Origin of the sequence: Micromonospora sp. SL1-18 (assembly GCF_047921505.1) — a bacterium.
In the GTDB taxonomy this organism is placed as follows: domain Bacteria; phylum Actinomycetota; class Actinomycetes; order Mycobacteriales; family Micromonosporaceae; genus Micromonospora.
The window spans coordinates 1-317 of record NZ_JBLROA010000251.1; the positions used below are offsets into that span (position 1 = coordinate 1).

At 67.8% G+C, this 317-nt stretch carries 1 protein-coding gene; it reads right to left on the bottom strand.

The window, feature by feature from the left end; genetic code table 11:
* Positions 1-109: 109 nt before the first annotated feature.
* Entirely contained in the window at positions 110-259 is a 150-nt protein-coding gene (locus ACNAW0_RS30815) for a hypothetical protein (protein ID WP_358061974.1), read from the bottom strand.
* Positions 260-317: the final 58 nt, after the last annotated feature.

Below are 317 nucleotides of genomic sequence, written 5' to 3' on the forward strand. Positions count from 1 at the left end.
GGTCGGGGCGGGTGTCGTGGTGGTCATGGTTGCCCTCCTTGGGCGTTGGTGGGCGCGAGGAGCCACACGAACGAGCCCGTAGGGCTCCTCGCGTCCGGGTTGGGTTGGGTTAGATCAGGCCGTCGTCGTGCTGCTCGTCGTGCCGGTCGGCGTCGAGCTCGGCGTCACGGCGGTAGTCCCACGACCGTCCGTCACGGCCGCAGGCGTAGCAGTGGAAGTAGAAGCCGTCGGTGGCCTCGTCGTACTCGATCTGGGTCATGGGTCAGATCCAGTCGGAGACGTCGTCGTCATCCGGCGACGTCGAAGCCGCGGGCTTG

What these genes read in the sequence shown, in the direction of transcription:
- ACNAW0_RS30815 (WP_358061974.1), bottom strand. Translation starts at nt 259, where the DNA reads ATGACCCAGATCGAGTACGACGAGGCCACCGACGGCTTCTACTTCCAC.